Origin of the sequence: Dickeya sp. ws52, assembly GCF_007210685.1 — a bacterium.
Lineage (GTDB): Bacteria > Pseudomonadota > Gammaproteobacteria > Enterobacterales > Enterobacteriaceae > Dickeya > Dickeya chrysanthemi.
The window spans coordinates 1-320 of sequence record NZ_SZVX01000068.1; the positions used below are offsets into that span (position 1 = coordinate 1).

Genomic DNA, 320 nt, shown 5'->3' on the forward strand with positions numbered 1-320 from the left:
CCGCTGCCCCGCCCGTCCCGGGCCGCCGTCTGCCACTGGCTGGTCGTCGTGCTGTTGACGATATCGCCGTTGACGCTCGCCAGCGTCACCGTATTGCCCTGTATCGTGGCGCTGCGGTTGGTCAGGTTGCCCAGCGCCACCAGATTCAGCGCCCCGCCCGCGCTCAGCAGCCCGCCCTCGCCGTTGCTCAGGTTGCCGCCGCCGGCGATGTTGAGCGCCTCCACCGCCGTCACCGTGCTGCCGCGGTTGTCGATATCCCCGCCCGCGCTCAGGCTGACGCGGTCCGCCACGATGCGGCTGCCCTGCAGGTGGGTGTTATC

At 70.9% G+C, this 320-nt stretch carries 1 protein-coding gene; it reads right to left on the bottom strand.

The genetic code is table 11. The annotated features are described in order from the left end of the window. A partial coding sequence (locus FDP13_RS21550; RefSeq protein ID WP_143840383.1) for a hypothetical protein occupies positions 1-320 on the bottom strand: 320 nt, incomplete at both ends.